Annotated in this window: 10 protein-coding genes; 6 read left to right on the forward strand and 4 right to left on the reverse strand. The window is 61.3% G+C overall.

What is annotated here, in order from left to right; translation table 11 throughout:
- Positions 1-19: 19 nt before the first annotated feature.
- From RGU70_RS03410 to RGU70_RS03435, 6 genes are all read left to right on the forward strand, one after another.
- The gene (locus tag RGU70_RS03410) at positions 20-1,378 is read left to right on the forward strand and encodes a murein hydrolase activator EnvC family protein (RefSeq protein WP_322208009.1); all 1,359 of its coding nucleotides are present in this window, start codon (positions 20-22) and stop codon (positions 1,376-1,378) included.
- 4 nt (positions 1,379-1,382) lie between these two features.
- Positions 1,383-2,882: a S41 family peptidase gene (locus RGU70_RS03415; RefSeq protein WP_322208010.1), complete on the forward strand. Its 1,500-nt coding sequence runs from the start codon at positions 1,383-1,385 to the stop codon at positions 2,880-2,882.
- 72 nt (positions 2,883-2,954) lie between these two features.
- Positions 2,955-3,710, forward strand: coding sequence for a molybdopterin-synthase adenylyltransferase MoeB (locus RGU70_RS03420; protein ID WP_322208011.1), 756 nt, complete (start codon positions 2,955-2,957; stop codon positions 3,708-3,710).
- Between the two features lie 454 nt (positions 3,711-4,164).
- Positions 4,165-4,569, forward strand: a complete 405-nt coding sequence (dksA, locus tag RGU70_RS03425) for an RNA polymerase-binding protein DksA (protein ID WP_322210688.1) — start codon at positions 4,165-4,167, stop codon at positions 4,567-4,569.
- Positions 4,570-4,717: 148 nt separating this feature from the next.
- Positions 4,718-5,056: a hypothetical protein gene (locus RGU70_RS03430; protein ID WP_322208012.1), complete on the forward strand. Its 339-nt coding sequence runs from the start codon at positions 4,718-4,720 to the stop codon at positions 5,054-5,056.
- Positions 5,057-5,293: 237 nt separating this feature from the next.
- On the forward strand, positions 5,294-7,315 hold the full coding sequence (locus tag RGU70_RS03435; RefSeq protein ID WP_322208013.1) for a TonB-dependent receptor: 2,022 nt from the start codon (positions 5,294-5,296) through the stop codon (positions 7,313-7,315).
- Positions 7,316-7,352: 37 nt separating this feature from the next.
- On the opposite strand, the gene recD is transcribed toward RGU70_RS03435, so the two are convergent.
- Genes recD through RGU70_RS03455 form a run of 4 tightly spaced genes read right to left on the reverse strand, consistent with a single transcriptional unit; the run spans position 7,353 to position 18,330 of the window.
- A complete protein-coding gene (gene recD, locus RGU70_RS03440; RefSeq protein WP_322208014.1) occupies positions 7,353-9,368 on the reverse strand; it encodes an exodeoxyribonuclease V subunit alpha in 2,016 nt (671 codons plus the stop codon).
- Positions 9,365-13,189: an exodeoxyribonuclease V subunit beta gene (recB, locus tag RGU70_RS03445; RefSeq protein ID WP_322208015.1), complete on the reverse strand. Its 3,825-nt coding sequence runs from the start codon at positions 13,187-13,189 to the stop codon at positions 9,365-9,367. The genes recD and recB overlap by 4 nt, the downstream gene beginning before the upstream one ends.
- Positions 13,186-16,662 (reverse strand): exodeoxyribonuclease V subunit gamma, encoded by a 3,477-nt coding sequence (gene recC, locus RGU70_RS03450; RefSeq protein ID WP_322208016.1) that lies wholly within the window; start codon positions 16,660-16,662, stop codon positions 13,186-13,188. Before recC ends, recB begins: the two co-directional genes overlap by 4 nt.
- Positions 16,663-16,698: 36 nt before the next feature.
- Positions 16,699-18,330 (reverse strand): glucan biosynthesis protein D, encoded by a 1,632-nt coding sequence (locus RGU70_RS03455; protein ID WP_322208017.1) that lies wholly within the window; start codon positions 18,328-18,330, stop codon positions 16,699-16,701.
- Positions 18,331-18,456 lie beyond the last annotated feature (126 nt).

An 18,456-nucleotide genomic window follows, 5' to 3' on the forward strand; every position in this document is an offset into this window, starting at 1 on the left:
CCTGCGGGGACTCAGCGGGATGGCGTGGTTGCCTGCGACGTTGGCAGTATTGTTTCTCGCCGTCGGCACCTTGCCGTTCTTGTTGCCGACGGCACAGGCGCAGGCACTGAATGAGCGCACCCGTCAGAAACAGCTTGCCGAGAACGAACGCGCCGCCTTGCAGGAAAAATTGGGCAAGCTCAAGCGCGACATCAACCAGACCGAAACGGCCAAAGGCAATGCTTCCGATGCCCTTTCGGTATCGGAGACGGCCATTGCCAAGGCCAATCGTGCCTTGCACGATCTGAGCAGCGAACAGCAGCGGATCGAGGCAAAGCTGGCCCAGCTGAGCCAGCAGCAGACGGCTTTGTCCGGCGTGGTCAATTTGCAGCAGGCGCAACTGTACAAATTGCTGCGCCAGCAATACGAGGCAGGCAACGAAGACCGGATCAAGCTGCTGCTATCCGGCGACAATCCCAATCGGATTAATCGCGATCTGCGCTACATGGGCTATGTCTCGCAGGCCCAGGCCAAGCTGATCGACACCCTGCGCAGCAATTTGCAGGCGGTGAAAAATAACCAGGAAGAAACGCAAAAAGCGCAAACCGAGCTCAGCGACATCAGCCAGAAACAATTGCAGCAAAAAGCGGTTCTGGAGCAGGAAAAAAGCAAACGGGTGGCGCTGCTGGCGCAGCTGTCGAGCAAGCTGAGCGCCCAGCGTAAAGAAGCCGGCAGTCTGCAACAGAACGATCAGCGGCTGTCCGGGCTGGTCGACAAGCTGGCGCAATTGATCGAGGAGCAAAAGAAAACCGAAGCCGCTGCGCGTGAAAAGCGACGGCAGGAGCTATTAGCAAAAGCCAAAGCAGCCCGAGATCGACGTGCGGCAGCGAGCCGCAAATCCGCGCCGGCGGGCAGCGACAAAATCGATGATGACCAGCCAGCATCTCAGTCAGCCGGGCGCAACGACCTTGTGCCGAGTGCCAATGAAGAACATTTCGGCAAGCCCTTTGCTGAGCTGCGCGGACAATTACGTTTGCCTGTGCGCGGCGAATTGGCCGCGCGTTTCGGTGCCAAGCGCGGCGAGGGGCCGGTCTGGAAAGGCTTGTTTATTCGCGCCGCCGATGGCGCGGAAGTCAGGGCCGTAGCAGCGGGGCGTGTCGTGTTTGCTGACTCGCTACGCGGTTTTGGCAACCTGATTATTGTCGATCACGGCAACCAATACATGACGATTTATGGCAATAACCAGGGGCTTTCCAAGCACCCTGGCGATCTGGTTAAAACTGGTGATGTCATCGCCACGGTAGGGAATGCCGGCGGCAATGAGCAATCGGGTTTATACTTTGAGATGCGACATCAGGGTCGCGCTTTTGACCCGTTAGCGTGGGTAACTACTAGGTGAATCAATGCGCAGCAAAATAAAGAACTTCAGTCTTATCGGTTTAGGTGTCATTGCAGGTGTTGCAGCGTCCTTTCAATTTGATGCCATTGCGCAAAAGAATGCGGCCTCACCGCTGCCTTTGGAAGAGTTGCGACAGCTCACAGATGTCTTTGGTTTGATCAAATCCGATTACGTTGAACCAGTCACCGACAGCAAAATGCTGACCGACGCCATTGCCGGCATGGTCGGTTCACTCGACCCGCATTCTGCCTATCTGGACAAGAAAGCCTACAAGGAATTGCGCGAAAGCACGATGGGCAAATTCGTCGGCCTCGGCATCGAAGTCGGCATGGAAGACGGTTACGTCAAAGTCATTTCGCCGATTGAAGATTCTCCCGCCTACCGCGCCGGCATCAAGGCTGGCGATCTGATCACACGTCTCGACAGCGCGCCGGTCAAGGGCTTGTCGCTGGACGAAGCCGTCAAGAAAATGCGCGGCGAACCCAATACCAAGATTACGCTGACCATCGCCCGCAAGGATGTGGACAAGCCGATCATTCTCACCGTTACCCGTCAGGAAATCCGCGTCCAGAGCGTCAAAGCCAAGGTGGTCGAGCCTGGTTACGCCTGGTTGCGCGTGACGCAGTTCCAGGAACCGACGGTCGACGACATGGTGAAAAAAATCATGGCGATTTACGCGCAGGAGCCTAATCTGAAGGGACTGGTGCTCGACTTGCGCAACGATCCGGGCGGAGTGTTGCCCGGCGCGATTGGCGTATCGGCAGCTTTCCTGCCGAAAGATTCGGTCGTGGTCACAACGAATGGTCAGTTGGCAAGTTCCAAAGCGTCCTTCCTGGCGCGTCGCGAATTCTATGCCTCCAGCCCGACGAGCGATCCTCTGGCGAAGTTGCCGGATGCCATCAAAAAAGTGCCGATGATTGTATTGGTCAATACCGGCTCTGCTTCCGCCTCGGAAATCGTCGCCGGCGCGCTGCAGGATTACAAGCGCGCCATCATCATGGGCACGCAAACCTTCGGCAAGGGCTCGGTGCAATCCGTGATTTCCTTGCCACCGGACAAGACCACGGCCGTCAAGCTGACCACCGCCCGTTATTACACTCCTAACGGACGCTCGATTCAGGCCAAGGGCATCGTGCCCGACATCATGGTCGATGAATATGCGGATGGCGACGGACTGAACGCCCTGCGTTTGCGCGAAGCCGATCTGAGCAAGCATCTGACCAATGACAAGGACAAGGAAGCCAACGTGGCACGGCCTCCTATCGATGAGCTGGAAGAAGAGCAGCGCATTGCCGCTATCGAGAAAAAGCGCAAGCCGCTCGAATTCGGCAGCAAGGAAGACTTCCAGCTGAACCAGGCCCTGAATCAACTGAAGGGCTTGCCGGTGCAAGTATCGAAGGTCAAACCCGAGGTTCGTTCCGAAGAAAAGCCACTGGACGGCGCTCCCGCGAAGGCCGGAAGTAAAGAGAAAAAAGAAGTACCCGATAAAGAAGATAAAAAGTAATTCGCACCAGATCGGGCCGCAGCGATGCGGCCCTTTTTCTTTCCACTTGTTTTGTTTCCCTTTCTTACCCTCATGAACGATCAGCAATTACTGCGCTATTCCCGCCACATCTTGCTCGACGACATCGATATCGCCGGGCAAGAGCGCGTGCTGGCCGCGCATGCGTTGGTAATCGGTGCTGGCGGGCTGGGTTCTCCTGCCGCTTTATATCTGGCCGCGGCCGGCGTGGGAACGATCACCCTGGTCGACGACGATACCGTCGACCTGACCAATTTGCAGCGGCAAATCATGCACACCACCGGGCGCGTCGGTCAGCTCAAGGTGCGTTCCGGCGCAGACGCACTGGCCCAGATCAATCCCGACGTGAAAGTACGCGCCCTGTCCGAACGTGTGGCCGGGCAGCGATTGCTGGATCTGGTGGGCGAAGCAAGCGTAGTACTCGATTGCAGCGATAATTTCCTCACCCGCCACGCAGTCAATCGCGCTTGCGTGGCACAGCAGGTTCCGCTGGTATCCGGCGCAGCACTGGGGTTCGACGGCCAGATCAGCGTTTTTGATACGCGCAGCGCCGCATCGCCGTGCTATGCCTGCCTGTTTTCTCCCGAGCAACAATTCGATGAAGTGCGCTGCTCCACGATGGGCGTGTTTGCGCCGCTGGTCGGCATCATCGGTGCCATGCAGGCGGCCGAAGCATTGAAACTGATCATCGGCATCGGCACATCGCTGGCCGGCAGCTTGCAAATCCTGGACGCCCGCACCATGGAGTGGACCACCATCGGCGTACCCCGCAATCCGGGCTGCGCGGTATGTGGTTCAGTACACGCATAAAACAACGGATAAGTAAGCATAAAACTTAATCCTTGCCGCAAGCAGGGTTTGAGATACACTATGCGCGCTCTACCGTTTTGCCCGTCTTCAGGAATGGCGCAGATTGGGCAGGGCGGGGCCGAATCAGACCGATGGTTTGGCACGATGGAAGGCATGCAGCAGTGCAATTCCGGCAAGGTTAGCGGAACCGTAGGTTGTTGGTGTAGAATCCTTGTCTGCCAAAATTCCGGCTTGCCGCAAGCCGGCCAGAACAGGCAATTGGCGGGGGTTCTGCTGCTGAGGAAATCAGCAGGAAGGATAGTCTTCCAAAGCGACCGCATCCGGCGCGTGCTCCAGAAATGCGAAAGCGCGTTCCGGATTAGCGGATAACATTCTGTAATCCGTAGCATCGAAAGTAAGCGAAGTGGCCACTAAAACTCCTAAAGCATCTCCCGACGAGCAAGTCCCAGGCGTACTGCTCACTGAAGAGCAACTCCTGAAGATGAGCGAGAAGGACTACATGAACGCCGACCAGTTGGCGTTCTTCAAGGCGCGTTTGCAGCAGCTCGAAAAAGATCTGTTGAAAAATGCCGGCGAAACCACGGAACATTTGCGCGAAACCGTGCTGGTTCCCGATCCGGCTGACCGCGCCACCATCGAAGAAGAGCATGCGCTCGAATTGCGTACGCGTGACCGCGAGCGCAAATTGCTGAAGAAAGTCCAGCAATCGATCCAGATCATCGATAACGGCGAATATGGCTGGTGCGAAGAAACCGGCGAGCCTATCGGCGTGCCGCGTCTCCTGGCTCGGCCAACCGCCACGCTGTCGCTGGAAGCGCAGCAACGGCGCGAACTGAAGCAGAAGCTTTACGGCGACTAATCCAGTCGCGCGAAGTACCAAATCGCCCGGGGCGACGGCTTCTTTGCCTGTCACCCCGGGCGATCTCATTTAATACACTCCCATGCGACTGCTAACGCGTTCCGGGTGGCAAACGTCCCGCCCGACGTTGCGCCTGACATTGCTCCTGATGCTTGCGCTCCTGTACACGCAAGGTCTGGGATTCGTGCATGATATTTTCCATGCCGGATGGGCCGAAACACCGCAGCAGCAAGCGCGCTCCGCCGCTCTGTTCAATCACGTCGAGCATCATGGTGATGAACACTGCGATGAGCAGGGCAATCAGAGCAGCCACCACGACGACGATTGCGACGCCTTCGACGCCGCCGCCATCGCCGCTACCATACACATCGTCATTCCCTCTTTACCCGTCATTCCCAGCGCCTATGTACTGGCCTTATGGGTGGCCTTCGCCTCGCGCGACATCCCCTTCCTGCGTCGGTTCTCGACCCGGGCTCCCCCGCTCTGACAAGTAATAAGCGCCCGTTCCAGGGACTGTTCGCACGCGCCAATGCCGTCTAACAGACCCTAAGCAACCGGTACTGAACGGCCGGATATCGGCCGCCGATTTCTGCGCACCGTCCTTTGCCATTACCAAGGCAGCATTGCTGCCAGCCGCGCCTGCCTGAAGAGTCAGGGCGTGTCGGCTCGCGCACATGCTGAAATTACTGTGCGCAGAGTATTCACTCTGTCATCAAGGAATTTCATGTATTTCCAACGCACCTTATTGGCCAGCGCGGCATTGTCCGCCCTCGCCGGATTGCCATCGTCCGTCCTTGCGCAAACCACCTCACAAACCACCTCGCAAACACTGAGCGAAGTCGTCGTCACCGCCAGCCCCTTCGCCGGTAGCGAAGACGCCCAATTATTCGCGCCCGCCAAAGTACTGACCGGCGACGAATTGCGCAACAAACTCGGTAATTCGCTCGGCGACACACTCTCGCAGGAACTCGGCGTATCCGCCTCCGCCTTCGGTGCCGGCGCATCGCGTCCTATCGTGCGCGGCATGGAAGGGCCACGCGTCAAAATTCTGGAAAACGGCATGACCGTATCGGACGTGTCCAGCCTGTCCAACGACCACGCCCCGGCCACTGAAAGCGCCACCGCCAGTCAGATAGAAATCCTGCGCGGCCCGGCCGCCTTGCTCTACGGTTCCGGCGCAATCGGCGGCGTCGTCAATGTGGTCAACAACCGCATCCCGACCGAACTTTCGACCCAGCCCAGCGGCGAGGTCGAAGTGCGCAGCGGCACCGCCGACAATCTGAAAAACACCTCCGCCACGCTCGAAGGCGCGGTCGGCAAAATCGGGCTGCATGTCGATGGCAACTGGCGCGACACCGGCGATTACGCCATTCCCGGCAACGCCAAACAATCCGATGGCAGTAGCGCCACAGGCCGCTTGCCCAACTCCTTTACCCATGAAAGCAGCTTCGGCGCGGGTGCCTCGCTGATGGATAGCTGGGGCCATGTCGGTGCCTCGGTGGCGCGATTGGACGACCACTACGGCATTCCCACCGCCGAGAAATCGTTCATCGACCTCAAACAAACCCGCTACGACATCGACGCCCTGTTGCGCGCCCCCTTGCCCGGCTTCGACACCTTCCGCTTCCGGCTCGGCTACACCGATTATGCGCACACCGAAAAACAGCAGGACGGCACGCCCAATACCGTGTTTGCCAACCGCGCAACCGAAACGCGTTGGGAATTGACGCATCAGGACTGGGCCGGCTGGCGCGGCAATCTGGGCGTGCAAACCGACACCAGCAATTTTTCCGCACTGTCGGCCAGCACCGGCAAGGCCGATACCGTGCCGCAAACCCGGTCACAGACCTTCGCCGCATTTGTCGTCGAAGAACGGCAATTCGGCACCCTGCTGATCAGCGCCGGCCTGCGCGGAGAAGCCGTCAAACGCAGCCCGGACGGCATGAGCGGCAAGCCAGACCGCGATTATCAATTAGGATCGTGGTCGCTCGGCAGCTTGTGGAGTTTCGTTCCCGGCTACGGTCTGGGACTCAGTTACGCCGCCTCGCAGCGCGCACCAGCGGCCGAAGAGTTGTATTCCAGCGGCCCGCACGAATCCACCGCCACCTACGATATCGGCGACAACAGCCTGAAAAAAGAGACCTCGCACAACATCGAGCTGAGCTTGCAAAAGACGACAGGCCAATGGCGCTGGAAAACCAACCTGTTCCAGAATCAGGTCGGCAACTACATTTATGGACGCACTGCCGGGAAGGTGGACGATAGCGGCAACGCCAGTGCCGATGGCGAATTCACGCAGCGTTTCTGGTCACAGGGCGACGCCACTATTCGCGGCGCGGAGGCGGAAATCAGCTATCGCCTCAATCAGGAAGGCCCCTCAGTGCGCTTGTTTGCTGATACTTCACACGGCAGTCTGGATCAGCAAGGCAGTCTGCCCTTGCAACCGGCGACCCGCTACGGCCTCAACCTCGGGTATTTACAAGGCGCGTGGCGCAGTGGCATCAATCTGCTCCATGCGCAGCAGCAGGACAGGCTGGCGGCATTTGAAAACTATGTCACCCCCTCGTACACGCAGCTCGATGCCAATCTTGCCTACACCCAACGGCTCGATGCAGTCCGTGTCACCTGGTTTGCCATCCTCAGAAATCTGTTGAATCAGGACATCCGCGTGTCCACTTCGGTTTTGCGCGAAACGGTACCGCTGAGCGGACGCAGCCTGATTGTCGGCGTGCGTACGCAATTCTGAGGCGGTCGTAGCGAGCGGTGGCGGCAGGGGAGAAAAATTACCGCGACCCTGTCGCCGCCGCATTGAGCAACTCCCGCAATCCGCTGGCGCGCTCTGTGCGTCGGCGGATGGCTTCTTCCAGCATTGCTGACTGCGGCGACACCAGCGTAAAGCCAGCACGCGCCCGCGTGATACCGGTGTACACCAGTTCCCGCGTCAGCACCGGCGTCGAAACCGAGGGCAGCACCAGCACCGTATGGCGGAATTCCGAACCCTGCGCTTTATGCACCGTCAGCGCATACGCCGTAGCGACATAGCGCAAACGCGTCGCCAGTACACTGCGTACCGACTCGCCATCGAGAAAGTAAACCCGCAAAGCCTGTGGTCGCAGCGGGTCCGGCAAAGCCACGCCGATATCGCCGTTATAGACACCGGTTCCGGAATCGTTGCGCCCCACCATTACCGGCCGACCGGCATACCACTCACCGCGCTTGGCAATTAATCCGACGCTATCCAATTCCTTTTCAATCGCCAGATTGAGGCCGGCCACGCCCCAGTCGCCTTCGCGCACCGCGCACAAAATACGGAAAGTATCGAAGGCCAGCAACAGCGTTTTCGCCCAGGCTTCGTAGTCGGCCTGACTCACATCAACAGGGCGCTGCGCCAGCAATTCCAGATAGGCGCGATAACCGCCGGTCGCACCGGCACGGCCTTGCAAGACCAGATCCAGTACATCGCGCTGTTGCGCTTGCTCCAACCAAAAGAGCGCTCCCGTACTGTCGTCGCGCAGACAGGCTGTCGCAGCAACGGCGTCGCCGCGATTGACCGCCAGCGCCAGCGCACCGATGGGTTCGCTAAAACGACGCACCTGACGCAGCATCACCGTTTGCTGCGCCAACGTCCCGGCGTCGCCCAGAAATTCCGACCCCGGCTGCTCGCCGCAGCTTGCTTCCAGATAGGCGACGGTATTCGCGTCATAGCCACCCGCTTCCGCATCGCGGCAGAGATCGCCCAGCACCGCCCCGGCTTCCACCGACGCCAGCTGATCTTTATCGCCAAGCAGAATCAGCATCGCCCCGACCGGCAGCGCCGCCAGCAGCGCCGCCATCATTTCCAGATGCACCATCGACGCCTCATCCACAATCAGCACATCCACTTCCAGGGGATGTCCGGCGTGATGGATAAAACTGCGCGTATCACCGCGTGCGCCCAGCAAACTGTGCAGCGTGCGCGCCGAGCCTATGCGCTCTGCCAGCGCCGCCAGCGGCAGTGCCGCGCCCACGCGTTGATCCAGTTCTTGCAGCGCGCCATCGATGGCTTGTTTCAGCCGCGCCGCCGCCTTGCCGGTCGGTGCCGCCAGCGCCACCCGCAATTGCTGCGGCTGAGACGACATCGCAAACAGCAGCGCCAGCAGCCGCGCCACGGTATAGGTTTTACCCGTGCCGGGGCCACCGGTGATGATGGATACGCCACTGCGCAAGGCAATGGCGCAGGCGATTTTTTGCCAGTCCGTATCGTCATTCTGCTCGCTGGCGCTTGGTGCCTGATCGAACAGTTTTCCCAGCCAGTTCCGCGCAGCAGCCGTATCGACGACACGCGCTTGCGCCGCCCGCTCGATCAGCGCACGCGCCACCAGCGACTCATCGCGCCAGTAGCGGCGCAGATACAAGCGGTCGCCATCGAGTACCAACGGTTGCTGGCCATCCTCCGCACCGGCTTGCAATACCTGTGCTGCGGAGGTCAGCGCCACGCGCCAAGCGGCAAGACTCTCCGGCAGCGTACCGCTGGCCGCGCACAGGTCTTGCCATTGCGTGGCATTCCACTCCAGCAAGGCAGCCGGATCGTCCGCCAGAAAATCCAGTCGCAGACAACTATGCCCGCGCCGTTCGAGTTCAGACAGCACGGCGCAGGCCACCGTCTGTGCCGGCGCAGTCATGCCCAGCGTTCCCATGAAACGCGCAAAAGCGCTGGACAGGCGGCTGAGCAAGCCCTGATCGGCATAGCTGTCCAGTAAGTCCAGCAAAGGCAAGGCGGCGGGGAGTTCGAGAGCCTGGTGTTGGAGCGCTTGATTCATGGTGTCGTGATGTCGTCGGAGTTGCCCAGCAATACGTCCAGCGCATCGAGCAGGGCGGGCGGCGTGGCTAAGTGATAGCAACCGTGCGTCGTGGTGTTGGCGATGCCGCGCAGAAACAAGAAACATGCGCCGCCAAGTTGCCGTTCCGGGTCATAGGCCGCACCCAGACGGCTTTTCAGCAGACGGTGCAGCGCCAGCGCATACAACGCCCCCTGAATGTCGTAGCGATGCGCTGCCATGGCGGTCGTCAGCGCAGCGGGATGATAGGCCGCGTCGTTAGGGCCCAGCGCGTTCGATTTGTAATCGAGCACCCAGTAACGGCCGTCGCGCTCGAACACCAGGTCGATGAATCCCTTGAGCATGCCGTGCAGCTGGCGCGGCGGCAATGCCGGACGCGCGACTTGTTCCAGCAGATGTTGCCGGGACAGTCGATCCAGCGCCAGACTTTGCAGTCGCTCGCTGGGAAACCAGAATTCCATTTCCGGCGTCGTGGCCGCCAGATCGCACAGCGATGCGCCCAACGGCGGCAGCGGCGCGACGGCAATGGCACGCAGCCAGGCGATTGCGTCTTCTTGCCGATGTCCCCATCCGGCGCGGGTAATGCGGGCAGTCAGCCGCGCCTCGAATTGGGCATCCTCAATGCAGCGAAAGCCCGTCGGTTCCTGTGCCATCCATTGCAGCTGCTCATGCAGAAACAAGCCCGGCAGCGTGCCGCGCGGAAAGCGATGCCAGGGCGCATTTTGCGGTGGTAGTTGCGGTGATAGTTGCGGTGACGGTTGCGCTGAATTCGCCTTGTTGTCGTTCGCGCCTTCGTCGCTTGTTCCCTCTTCTTCGCCTTCAAGCAAATGCGCTTCCAGCGCCCGGGTCGGCGCAGCGAGCGGCAAAGCCCCCAGCGATCGGGTAAGCGAGGTAAAACTGTCGACTTGCCAGTCGCGCTCGAAGCGGGCGCTGTACACGGCGTTGGCATCGTCCCGCAGCGGCAGCCGCTTTGTCATGCGCGCCAATCGGGTGCGCGCAAAGGGCGGCGTGACGGTATCGATGTGGATATCGTCGCAGCCGCCGCGCAGCGCCTGCAAATACGGTGCCACTTGCTCCGCTGCCAATGCCGCCCCACCCGCCATCAGATAGCCCAGCGCCGATTCCGCCAGCCGCGTCGCGCCATTGCTGCCGCGAGGAATGGCCGCGACGCCTAGCCACAAGGCATGGCGCGCGCGCGTCAGGGCCACGTACAGCAGCCGCAGCGCTTCTTCCATGCGCGCCTTCTCGGCCAGCGCCAGCATGTCGTCGGACAGGCGCAGATCGAGCTGGTGCTTGCCGTCGGCATCGGTATATTCGAAAAATTGTTTGTTCTGTTTTTTTACCGGCTGAGCGCTGACGGCGAAGGGCAGATAGACCAGCGGATATTCCAGCCCTTTGGCCTTGTGGACAGTCACCACCTTGACCAGCGCCGCATCGCTTTCCAGCCGCAAAATCCGTTCGTCGCCGGGAGCGGATTCCACCGCGATCTGTTCGCTCAGCCAGCGGATCAGGGCTTGCTCGCCTTCCAGTTGCTGACTGGCTACTTGCAGCAATTCGGCCAGATGCAGCAGATTGGTCAGACGGCGTTCGCCGCCCGTTTCGCGCAACAGGCGCGCCGGCAATTGCAGTTCGTGGATAAAGCGCCGCAGCATCGCCAGCACACCCTGACGCTGCCAGACCAGATGCAATTGCTTGAGTTGCTCCACCCGGGTTTCCCACGCCAGATCGTCGCTGGCCAGTTCGGCCAGTTGCGGCAGCGACAAGGCCGCCGTACCGGTGGCGAAGGCAGCGTGCGCCAGCGCATCGTCCAGCGGATTGGCCAGCGCATGCAGCCAGCGCAGCAGATCGGCTGCTTCCTTGCTGCGCATGACCGAATCGGAATCCGACAAATAGACGCTGGCCACGCCGCGTTGCTGCAAGGCCTGACGTACTGCGGCGGCTTCAAAGCGGGTGCCGACCAGAATGGCAATGTCGGCCGGTTGCAGGCGCGTGAAAGCGTCGGCGCTCTGGAAACCGGCGGCGGTATCGTTGAGCAAACCGACAATGTGTTCGGCGCACTGCGCAGAGAAAAATTCGAGGTAGGCGGATTTGTCGAGATCGTTGGCCTCCAGGTGCCAGAACGTCAGTGCAGCGACCTTGCCGGCGCTGCTCACTAAGTGTTCGGCGCGACCGCGCGCGGCCACTGGCGCGAACGGCAGTGGATTGTGCAGGCCGTCACGGAAACGGAATGCGCCGGGAGGAAAACCGGCATCCCCGGCATCCCCTTCCGCACGCAGAAAGAGACGATTGACCGCGCCCACCAGTGCATGGCTGGAACGGAAATTGGTTGCCAGCACGTAATGCCGTCCGGCCGTCGCTGCACGTGCCGCCAGATAGCTGTGGATGTCTGCGCCGCGAAAGCCGTAGATCGATTGCTTGGGGTCGCCGATCAGCAGCAGCGCGCTGTCGGCATTGTTGGCCGCGACCTGATACAGCAGATCGAAAATACAGTACTGGTCGGGCGAGGTGTCCTGAAACTCATCGATCATCGCCACCGGATATTGCGCCACGATGCGCGCCCGTAAGGCCACGCCGTTATCGCCCTGCAAGGCCTCTTTCAGACGCGTGAGCAGGTCGGCGAAACCGAATTGTCCGTCGCGTTCCTTGAGTGTTGCGATGCGTTGCGCAATGCTCACGGCGGCGTGGCGCTTGAGTGCATGCGACAGCGGTTCGAGTGCGTCCAGCGTTGCGCGCAGGAGGGGCAGGGCATCGAAATCGGCAGGGATGTCGGCGGACTTGTTTTTGCTGAACGCATCGAGTATGCCGTCGGCGCACAGGCGCTTCCAGGCGGTGTCGTTAAATAGTTTGGCGTCCGGCCGTTCAGCGTCGGGGTCGTTCGCCCAACTGCGTAGCGCATCGAACCAGCCGATGGCTTTGTCCAGTTTTAGTTTGTTGCCGTTAAATATTTTTGGATCGGCCGCGACTTGCGCCGCGATCCACGCCTGCATGCGATCGGCGCGCGCTGGCCATTCGGCTTTGAGCGGTGCCAGCACGGCTTGCCGTTGAATCTGATGCGCGGCAATCAGCGCTCCCAGCGACGTCGGCTCTTGCGGCCCGAACAGCGTGGCGCGTTTCACCAGCTCTTTCAGGCTCGGCAGTAGGGCCGGTAAATTTTTCCAGCATAGTGTGACTTGCTGCAAGGTCGCACCGGACAAGGGATAGACCTGTTGCCGCCAGTAATCGCGCGCAGCATCGCCGAACAGAGCGGATTCGTCGGCCAGTAATTCTTCGTCGAACAGACTGCCGCTGTCGAACGCGTGTTCGCGCAGCATGCGCTGGCACCAGGCGTCGATGGTGAAGATGGCCGCTTCGTCCATCGTTTCCGCCGCCAGCATCAAACGGTGGGCGGCTTGTTCGCGTACGGTGCCGGAGGGATGTTCGGTCAGCAATTGTTGCAGGAAGTGGTCGCTGCCGGGGACATCGGCTTCGCCACGGAAACAGCGCGCCGCATCGACCAGCCGTTCCCGTACCCGATCCGATAATTCGCGGGTAGCGGCGCGGGTAAAGGTCATCACCAGAATTTCCGACGGCAGCAAGGGCCGGGGGAAGGCCTGCGTCGCGCCGTGTCCCAGCACCAGCCGCAAATACAGCGCGGCGATGGTCCAGGTTTTGCCGGTACCGGCGCTGGCTTCGATGAGGCGCGAACCGTGCAAGGGGAAAATCAGTGCATCTAATGCTATTGGGGTGATCGGGGCAATGGGTGCGATGGCGTCGGTGTCCGTTGCGGATGCTTCATTGCGCTCAGTGAGCGGTAAGGACGTCATGCTGCTTGCTCTCCCTCGTTGGTGTGGTCGGCGCTGTCATCTGCCGCAGAGTCCAGCGACATCATCGTAGTCTGCGTTTTCATCCAGTCCAGCAGCGGTTGATACAGACGGTCGGCATAGTCTTCCCAGCCGGTTTGCGCGCGCAGGGTGGCGAAATCAGGCCACAAGCGATCCAGACAGGGTTCTTGTTCGACCTCGCCGGTGCGCTGATAGCCGCCCTCATAAGTGAGGCGGGCCGCCGAGTCAGATTTGTCGCTGGCAAGCCAATTGAGCGTTGTTTGGCGGGCGACGGGCAAGGGCGCATCCATCCCGGCGCGATAGCCGTCGAGCAGCGCGGAGAGCGTGGCACGCGCGGCTTCCGTTTCCAGCGGATGCAATCGGACAATAGCGTCGCGCCCTACCAGATGGCCGCTCAGCACCACGCCGGAGGCCGCTGCCGCCAGTTGTCGCAGCCACGGAGAGATCAGTTTATCGGCGCGCAATACGCCGTCTTTGTCGAGCAGTTTGCTGGCGCTGAGCTGACGCCAGATCAGTTGACCGTGTTCATTTTGTCGCAAGGGACTGAGCCAGTCTTCGAGGTGCAAGTCGCCGTGGAGCAATCCGAATGGGCGACGTTCGGCTTCCTGCGCGTAACGCTGGCCGAGTTGCAGCCAGGCGCGTCGCGTGGGCAGTAGCAATTGCACCAGTTGCTGCTGCCATTGCTGGCCGCTGGCACCGATGGGCAAGACGCCGCAGCGCGCCAGATGCGCCACGCGCAGTCTGAGCGTGGCCTCGGTATCGTCCGGGTTTTCTTCGCTGCCGTCATCGGCCAGCAGTTGTTCGGCGATGTCGTACAGCGGCAGTCCCTGAAGTTCGAAGGGTTCGTCGTCCTCGCCATCGGCCTCGTCTTTATCGAAACGGACGACCAGTCGCTGGCGGAAAAAATAATTGACCGGTTGTCGCAGGAAAGACCCCAGATCGGTCAGCGACAAGCGCGGGTGGGCGCTGCTGTCAAACAGCGGGACAGCGAGCGGCACACTGCCGCCAGTGTCTTGCGCCGGGTCCTCAGGCGTGCGGTGCGCCGCCTGCCATTCGCGGGCGTGAGACGGCAAGCCGCCTTCCTCGAAATAGCGACGACTAAAGGCTTGCAGCGGGTGTTCGGTCGTCAGCGCGGCGGGTTCGATGCCCCAGCCGTCGCGCAGATAATCGCGTAGCTGCGATACCAGTACCGACGGCGGTTGTTCGCTGTTGTCGCGCACATGGCGACCGGCCCAGCTGATGTAGAGCTTGCGGCGCGCCGCCAGCAGCGCTTCCAGCATCAGGTAACGGTCGTCGTCGCGGCGGGCGCGGTCGCCTGGACGGGACAGACTGGCTTGCGCCAGCAGATCGAAATCGTTGCGCGGCGCGCGGCGCGGATAGTCGCCGTCGTTCATGCCAAGCAGACAGACTACGGGAAAGGGAATGGCGCGCATCGGCATCAGGGTGCAGAAGGTGACGCCGCCGGAGACGAATTTGTGTTCCAGCGTTTCTTCATCAATCGCGCCTAGCCAGGCTTCGCGCAGCACGCTGGCGCTGACGGCTTCGTCGAACGTGGCGCTGTCGCAGGCTTCCAGCCAGCGTTGCAGCGATTCGTGCAGACGGGTCAGGGTCAGTCGGTCGTGTTCGGTGTCGGTCTTGAAAAAAGCGTGCAGCAGTTGTCGTGCGTGTTGCCCCCATTCTTTCGGGCTGCGGTCTTGCGCCAGCGTAGCGCGCCAGACAATCAGGGCGTCGATCAGCTGTGCCAGCGAACCGGCCAGTCCCGCTTCCAGTCCGCCGACCTCAGCGTAGGGAGCGATGCCGTCGAAGGCCTCGCCGTTGCCGCTGGCGTAACCGAGCAGCATGCGACGCAGGCCGAAAATCCAGGCGTTTTGTTCGCCCGCTGCGCCCAGTCCTAGCGCCTTGCGGTGGGCGCTGTCGAGTCCCCAGCGCACGCCGCTGCCTTCCATCCATTGCGTCAGACGCGGCAAATCGTCCGGCGTCAGGCCAAAGCGCGCCGCCAGTGCGGGCACGTCGAGCAGATCGCGGATTTCGCTTTGCCGACAGCGTTGTTGCGGCAGGCGCAGCAGCCAGTCCAGCGCCATCAGCAAGGGATCGATGCCGCGCTCCCGGACATCGCCAATGACGAAGGGGATGCGGCGTGCATCGTGGCGACCGTACTGGTCGAACACGGCCAGAATCGCCGGCGAGAACACTTCGATGTCCGGCACCATCACTACGATGTCGCGTGGTTTCAGATATGGCATGGCGGCAAACCAGCACAGCAATTGATCGTGCAGCACTTCGACTTCGCGCTGCGCGCTGTGCGCGACGTGGAATTCCACCGAGCGGTCGTCCGCCGCCAGCGGCTGCTGCGCAAAGCGGCTGTGTTCGTCCAGCGGCAGCATGTCGCGCACGGCGCTTTGTATTTGTTGCAGCAGGGTCTCGCCCGGCTCTTCGGTAAACAGGTCAATGCGCAGATTGGCGAAGCGGGCGCGGCTGTCCTCGGCGTTGTCGAAGTCGTCCAGCATGCGGATGAAGTCGCGTCCTTGCCGGCCCCATGCCGCCAGCAGCGGATGGCTGTGGGCATGGACTTGTTCCAGCGGCAGCGCGGCCAGATCGCGGCCGTGGCGCTGTTGCTGACGTTTGCGTTCGGCTTTGAGCAGATCGCGTCCGGCGATGATGTCGCCCCAGTAGTACTGGCAGGGATTGGGAATGGCCAGCAGCACTTGCGTATGCGCGGCCAGTGCGGCCAGTGCTTCCAGCGTTTGCAGCGGCAAGGCGGAAACGCCGAACAAGACGATGCGACGCGGCAAGGGCATGGCCGGCGTTTGCTGCGCTTCGATGGCATTCAGGAAACGATGATGAACGGTGGCGCGGCCTTGCTCCGGGCCTTCGGCGGCGGGGAGGGAGTGCAGTACGGCGCGCCAGAGTTGCGCCTGCCAGCGCTGATCGTCGGCCAGCGGCAGCGCGGCGCCCTGAGCGCGTTGCACCTGATCAATGCCCTTGGCCCAGTCACTGAGCCAGTCGGCGCGGTAGACCTGATATTGGTCGAACAAATCGGCCAGCCGTTGCGCCAGTTGCAGGCGACGCTCGGGTTTGCCGTCGCGCAGAAAATAGCGCAAGGGAGCGAAGTCCTCGTGTTTGAGCAAGCCCGGCAGCAGTTGCATCAGACGCCAGGTCAGCGGTGCTTTGTCCAGCGCCGAGTGAGTCGGTACGGCGTCACCACCCAGCATGGCGCGATAGCTGCGCCACAGAAAACGCCCCGGTAATTCGATGCGGGTGGCCGCGCAAACGCCGAGGTCTTCGGCGATGGCGATTTTCAGCCATTCGGCCACACCGTTCGATTGCACCAGAAAAATTGCTGGCTCCAGTGGGTCGAGCGGATTGTCGCGCAGCCACTGAAAGACGGCGGCGCGCAATTGTTCCAGCTGGTTGCTATGCAATACCAGCAGACCGGGGACGATGGGAGTGGGCATAGTTGGGGGTGAGCTGGTTTAGCGGGTTGAACTGGTTTACACAGCGGCTGCGCCGTAGAGGCCGCGGGTCTGGAACGGGTGGTATTGGTAGAGCCAGGTTTCGCTCAGGGTTTGCTGGCCCTGCCGCAAATACAGGCGCAGATCGACCGCTTCCTCTCCATCGACGGTCAGATCGAACTGGGCGCGCCAGTGGCCGGGTACGCCGTCCGGTACGGCTTCGGTAAAGACATAGGAAAACGTGCCGCGTGAAGTGGTCAGCACGGCTTCCGGCAATTCGCCGAAGGCCAGTTTTTCCAGCGGCGCGCCGTGGAATTCGACCATGAACTTGCGCACGTTGGGCGGCCGTGGTTGTCCCGGTTGACCGCCGTTGCCCAGACGGGTGGCGACGCAACGCGCCAGTGGCGTGGGGAAAGGTTCGTCGCGCTGCCAGTGCAGTCGGTAACGCAGGCGGTATTCGGCACCGGCGACGGCAGGCGCTTTCGGCACCCACATGGCGACGATGTTGTCGTGGATTTCATCGTTGGTCGGGATTTCCACCAGTTGCACAGCGCCTTCGCCCCAGCCTTCCAGCGGTTCCACCCACAGGCTGGGCCGGCGTTCGTAAGCGACACCGTCCTGATAGTGGTCGAACACGCGATCGCGTTGCAGCAGGCCGAAACCGCGTGGGTTGACGTCGCCGAAGGCCGAAGCAGTGGTGCGTGGCGGGTTGTTGAGCGGTCGCCAGAGATGCTCGCCAGCGCCGGTCCACAGGGCCAGTCCGTCGGAATCGTGGACTTCTGGTCGCCAGTCGGCACCGCTGCCTTTGGCGGTTTCGGAAAACCAGTACATCGAGGTCAGCGGGGAGATGCCGAAACGGGCAATGTCGCGGCGCAGGAACAGGGCGCAGTCGATGTCCATCACTACGCCGGTGCTGCGGGTCATGTTGAAGCGGTAAGCGCCGGTGATGCTGGGGCCGTCGAGCATGGCGTAGACCGTAACAGTGTCACTGCCGGCGGCGGGTGTTTCGAAGTAAAAATGGGTAAAGCTGGGGAATTCTTCCGCCCGTCCGGCTTGCGCTACGTCGATGGCGATGCCGCGTGCCGACAGGCCGTATTGATATAGGTCGCCGATGGCGCGGAAATACGAAGCGCCGAGAAAGGCCACCCAGTCGTTTTTGCGCCAGTCCTTTTTGCTTTGGTCTGCGAGCCGGCTTTCCTGAAAACGGAAACCGGCAAAGCCGCTGCCCCGCGGCAACTGACGCGCCGGGCTGTCGGCGGGCATGTCGAAATAACTTTCGTCGTAAATGATTTCGCGGGCGCTGACGTCTTTGCCTCCCTTGTTTTCAATAACGTGCATCCGGGCCGGAGCCTGAAAGAAACGGCCCAGATGGAAAAACGTTACCGGAAACTGGCCCGGGCCTTTGGCGAACAGGGCGGAATCGGTATCGAAGCGGATCTTGCCGTGGGCTTCGTAATTGATCTTGTCGAGGATGTCGTGCGAGTCGCTGGTCTGTGGGCGGTAGGCCATGTGCGCCTGGGCGCGTGCCTGGGTGATCAGGGCGTCGAAGGAAAAGGCCTCTGCTGCGCCCAGTCGGACGCGGTTGGCGGCAATGGCGGCAGGAGTCACGCCCAGCGCGGCAAGTGCGGCGGCAGCAGTGGCGGAGGCTAGGAAGGTGCGTCGTTTTACCATGAATTTGTCGGTCTCGAAGGGGAGTTGCGGGTCACAGGACGGCGCTGGCGCGGAGAGGGGGGACTGGCGGGCATGACCCGTCAGTCAGAGAGCCATACTAGCATGAGTCCTTGCTGCCTTCTGACC

It is taken from the genome of Herbaspirillum sp. RTI4 (assembly GCF_034313965.1).
Classification (GTDB): domain Bacteria; phylum Pseudomonadota; class Gammaproteobacteria; order Burkholderiales; family Burkholderiaceae_D; genus Herbaspirillum.